Raw genomic sequence first — 4,976 nt, 5'->3', positions numbered from 1 at the left:
GTAGAACGCATCGCTACACTCGCACAAAAAATTGCACCTTTGATACAAGCAGATCCTCTCTTAGCGAAACGTGCAGCCATCCTTGCAAAAGCTGATTTGCAAACAGAAATTGTCGGAGAATTTCCTGAACTACAAGGTGTTATGGGGCAAAAATACGCCCTTCTTCAAGGGGAAGATCCTCACGTCGCTGTAGCAATCGAAGACCATTATAAACCTCAAGGACCAACAGATCGTCTTCCACAAGAACCACTTGCTATAACCGTTATGCTCTCCGACAAAATTGACATGCTCGTTGGCTTTTGGCTCATTAATGAAAAACCAACGGGCTCAAAAGATCCCTATGCGTTAAGACGAGCAGCATTGGGAATTATTAGGCTTGTACTTTCGCGAGATTGGAAAATCAATCTTATGCCACTGTTCCAGTTAGCAACGAATCTTTTCTTACAACAAAAAAATAAATATGAAATCTCTCAAAGAGAAAATCCACAATTGCAGAATCTGCTTCCAGAAAAAACAGAATATATTTTATCAGATCTGTTATTCTTTTTTCATGACCGTTTGAAAATCTATCTAAAAGAGGAAGGCGCTCGTTACGACGCCCTTGAAGCCGTTTTAAATAAAGATTCTGATGATTTTTTATTGGTTGCACGTCGTGTCGAATCGCTTATCGCTTTTATCAACACCCATGATGGAATGAACTTTGTAGCCTCTGTAAAACGTACTGCCAATATTCTTGAAAATGAATTTCAAAAAAGCACAAAAATAGCGAATGAAATTAATTTTGAGCTTTTTGTCGAGAAAGAAGAAAAACAGCTCTATCATGCAATCTGTGAAGTAGAAAAAAAAGTTCTTGCTCCCATCAATACAACAAATTTATCATTTGCCCTCAGTGTGCTAACGCCACTTGGAAAATTGATTGATATATTTTTTGAAAAAGTATTGGTGAATGATAAAAAACCTGATGTTCGTGCTAACCGTCTTGCTCTTCTCAAACGCACTCACATTGTTACACAATCGGTTGCAGACTTCTCAAAACTTGTCATTTAAAATCAAAGAGCCTATTAACTGATAAAAACAATGAAGATAAATTTTTCTTTTTTATGACTTTTATTAATTAATATTGATACTAATTAATATTGAGAAAATTATGCAACCAAAGAGACTGTTCTTTATCTCTCAAATATCATTAATTAAGATATGTTTTCATTTTGATAAATGATTCTTTCTCAAGAGACTCTTTAATAAGTTCATCTACCTTGTTAGCATCTATTTCTCTTGTAATAAGGGTACGTGCTGTAGAAATTGCCAAATCAATAGCCGATGAAGAAACCATGCGCATAGCATCGGCTTCTGCTTGGGAAATTTTTTGTTCTGCCAATTTATTGCGGTTTTTTACATATTCTTCTGCTTTTGCACGGGCTTCAGCAATAACAGATTCAACTTCATGCTTTGCTGCTGCAATAATTTCTTGCGCATCTTTTTCTGCTTCTGCATGTTTGCGTTGATATTCAGCCAATATTTCCTGTGCCTCTTCACGAAGACGCAGAGCCTCATCCAGTTCATCTTTGATACGTTTCGCGCGCGCATCAAGATGGTGTATAACCCTCTGTGGAATTTGGAAATAGACTAAAAGAGCCAAAAAAAGAACTAACCCAACAAATGCCCAAAAAGTATCAGTCATCTTTTTCTTCCTCAATAATCCGCAGTTTTAACAACTGAACGAACAGCCTCTTTGTTGATATCAACGTCAATCAATTTTTTCACAATTTCAAGAGCTACTTCTTCAGCGATAGAACCAACATTTTGCATGGCTTTATCCCGAATTTTTGCTATCTGTTTTTCAGCATCTGCGAGTTTTTTCTCTAAACTCTCTTCAATTTCTTTCCGTTCAAGCTCTGCCTTTTCTTTTAATTCTTCACTAGCTACCTGCGCTATAGCCTGCGCGTTCAAACGCGCTTCTGCTAATTTCCGCTCATAAGTTTCAACAACAATGTCTGCTTCTTGCTTCATGCGCATTGCCTGATCTAAATCAGATGCGATTCGATCTCGCCGTGTTTCAATAACACCGCCAATACGTGGTACAATTACACGGGAGATAAAAAGATAAAACAGTCCGAAAGAAATTGCCAACCAGAAAAAATGCGAACCAAAATGCACAAAATCAAAAGGCGGAAACACACGATTTGCATGCTCTGCCACCTTTTTAATATGTTCTATCGACGTTTCAGTGTTCTGTGCATAAGCGCTTGAAACAAACATCTTCTTTCATCCTTTAAATAGCTTATTAAAGCCCTCTATAACCGATGATAACTGACAAACATCTCTCTGGCATCTCTCTGGTTAAGAGCCTAAAAGGGTAAATCTTTCCTCATGCAAGAACAGATATACCCTTTTGATGATGATTAAACCCCAAAAAGAAGTAATAAAGCAATGAGCAATGAAAAAATTCCCAAAGCTTCTGTAACAGCAAAACCAAAGACGAGACGTCCAAACTGACTATCTGCTGCTGATGGATTTCGTAATGCACCAGAAAGATAGCTACCAAAAATATTACCAAGTCCTAAAGCTGTTCCAGCCATACCAAAGCAAGCAAGACCAGCGCCAATATATTTTGCTGCAAGCACCATTTCCATGTTATTCTCCTTTAAAGCGAAATTGCATTATTCGACGGAAAACCGCCAGTTCTATTAATGTCCTGGATGAATTGCATCATTAAGATACATACAAGTTAAAACCGTAAAGACGTAAGCCTGAAGAAATGCGACCAAAAACTCAAGAGCAGTAATTGCTACAGTCATAATAAGCGGTAAAATCGAACCACCCACACCTACGAGCCCTACCCCAATCATTGAAACAACAAACCCAGAAAACACTTTAAGCGTAATATGACCAGCAAGCATATTCGCAAAAAGACGAAGAGAAAGACTAATTGGACGGGAGAGAAAAGAAATAACCTCAATCATTGTCACCAGAGGTAAAACCACAACAGGAACTCCACTGGGAACGAACAGTTTCAAAAAGCTGACCCCATGCTTATAAAAGCCATACCCAATCACCGTCAAAATTACCACCATTGCTAACGAAAACGTGATCATGATTTGAGACGTAACCGTATAAAAATAAGGAAAGAGACCAATAAAGTTAGCAACCAAAATAAAAGTAAACAGAGAAAAAACTAAAGGAAAAAACTGCATTCCCTGCACACCAGATGATTCCCGCAGAGTCGATGCTACAAACTCATAGGCCATTTCCGAAAGAGACTGCATCCGCGTTGGAACCAATCCACGACTCGATGATGAAATAAAGAGAAAAATAGAAGTTACAACAACCGTGAGGACTGTAAACAATGATACATTTGTAAACGATAAATCCATATTTCCTATGGAAATCTTAATCAGCCTTAAAACCTCAAACTGATGAATAGGATCTGGAGCGTGCGCTGTCACTTCAACCTCATTTATCGGACCTCTCATTGGCCCTTTTATTTTGTTTATCTTGGCGCAATACGCCTTCTTTTCCTAATTGACTGGAGGAAACATACCCCACAGACCGAAGAATACTCAATACACCAGCAGCAAATCCAAAGAAGAGAAAAAATACCAATCCCCAAGGCCATGAACCTGCTAACTTATCAAACCCCAACCCCAAAACAATACCAACTATAACACTTGCCAGAAACTCACTGGAAAGCTTAATTGCACCTGCCATCCTTCCTTGTGATTTTTCCCGCTTATTCCTATGCTCCCGCTTCTTTAATGCTTGCTTGCGTACTAAAGCTACGCTTAAGTTCCTACTACGGCATTCCAAATCCTCTGAATGAAGACACTCTCCTTGCTTTTCCTCTTCAGCCTCCTTACAGCTCATAACGGGTTTCTCGCCCATCGCCATCATTGGCTCCTTAATTAAAAAGCAACGTAAGAATACATTTCATAAAACCGTGTGCATCATATTGTTCCCGAATTTATTCGTCAAGATACTAAAAGAAATCTATCACAAGTTATCGTATAAATTTTATTGCAGAAATAACGTATTTTTCAATTTACATGCTTTCTTAAAAAGATATTCCAAGCACCTAAACCGATTTCACGACAGCACCCGTGAATGTATAACGAAAAGTTCACGTGAATAATATAAAACTCATAGAACAACCATTTTTACGTTTAACAAAAGGTGTAAACTAATACCATCTTATTTTCCGACTCCCAATGTTATATCAGTCCTAGTTTTGAAAGAGAACATAGAAAGCTAAAAACAGTATGAGAGCGTTGGTTTTCTCCTTTTATTCGAATAAACTTGCACTTTTTATTTTATGAAAATAATAATAATCAATTGTTTCTATATGATCCTATTCGCAAAGTATTTTACATACGCCATTAAAGGCCCCACCACGAAATGAGCTTGAGGGTATTAAGAGAAGTTCCTTTAAATACAAGATATTAATAAATCTAAAATTTCAAATAGATTAAGCCAATAGAACATAATAAATTTTAAATACGATTACCATACCACTTTATACAATTTTAATCCACTTTTATGAACTTCGCTTTTTACAATTGAATATCCGTAGATTCAGCAAATATTTTTGCTTTTTATTCAAACAAACTATCGTAAGCAAAAGCGCTTATTCATAAGCTTTATTTTTATGAAACGATAATCTAATGCTGCTTTTCAAACAAGCATCATAATTATATTCCCCTACCCTCATATTGCATCTATTCTTGCACTTATAATAACCCATTAAGAGGATTATGTACTCTTTCTTAAATACTCCCTATTAAACTCTTCTCATGACATGCAAATAAATGACCTTTATCAAGATGAGAGAGCTCTATTCAATAGCGCTCATGATAAATGATTATCAATAAAATTAAAGAGTTATCATTTCTTCTTGGAACGTGTCGCAAAAGGATTATCAGAGGCTCGTAATGATATGCGAACTGGTATACCAAACATATCAAATGTTTCACGTAACCCAT

The 4,976-nt window shown here is 36.8% G+C and carries 6 protein-coding genes; 1 reads left to right on the top strand and 5 read right to left on the bottom strand.

Features of this window, described 5'->3' with window-relative positions:
- Positions 1-1,047 (top strand): glycine--tRNA ligase subunit beta (gene glyS, locus ACFIO3_RS08880; RefSeq protein WP_375704335.1); only part of this gene is annotated, 1,047 nt, incomplete at its 5' end.
- Positions 1,048-1,186: 139 nt separating this feature from the next.
- On the opposite strand, the gene ACFIO3_RS08875 is transcribed toward glyS, so the two are convergent.
- The 5 genes from ACFIO3_RS08875 to ACFIO3_RS08855 form a co-directional block, all read right to left on the bottom strand.
- Positions 1,187-1,681, bottom strand: a complete 495-nt coding sequence (locus tag ACFIO3_RS08875) for a F0F1 ATP synthase subunit B (protein WP_375606432.1) — start codon at positions 1,679-1,681, stop codon at positions 1,187-1,189.
- 11 nt (positions 1,682-1,692) lie between these two features.
- On the bottom strand, positions 1,693-2,259 hold the full coding sequence (locus tag ACFIO3_RS08870) for a F0F1 ATP synthase subunit B (RefSeq protein WP_375606433.1): 567 nt from the start codon (positions 2,257-2,259) through the stop codon (positions 1,693-1,695).
- A gap of 143 nt (positions 2,260-2,402) precedes the next feature.
- On the bottom strand, positions 2,403-2,633 hold the full coding sequence (locus ACFIO3_RS08865) for a F0F1 ATP synthase subunit C (RefSeq protein WP_005773968.1): 231 nt from the start codon (positions 2,631-2,633) through the stop codon (positions 2,403-2,405).
- A 54-nt stretch (positions 2,634-2,687) separates the two neighbouring features.
- Positions 2,688-3,446, bottom strand: coding sequence for a F0F1 ATP synthase subunit A (locus ACFIO3_RS08860; protein ID WP_375606478.1), 759 nt, complete (start codon positions 3,444-3,446; stop codon positions 2,688-2,690).
- A 7-nt stretch (positions 3,447-3,453) separates the two neighbouring features.
- The gene (locus tag ACFIO3_RS08855) at positions 3,454-3,888 is read right to left on the bottom strand and encodes an AtpZ/AtpI family protein (protein WP_375614436.1); all 435 of its coding nucleotides are present in this window, start codon (positions 3,886-3,888) and stop codon (positions 3,454-3,456) included.
- Positions 3,889-4,976: the final 1,088 nt, after the last annotated feature.

The sequence above is a fragment of the Bartonella sp. AD328YNZD genome, from assembly GCF_042196425.1.
The sequence above is the reverse complement of the archived record's forward strand: the minus strand, read 5'-3'. Positions and strand labels throughout refer to the sequence as shown.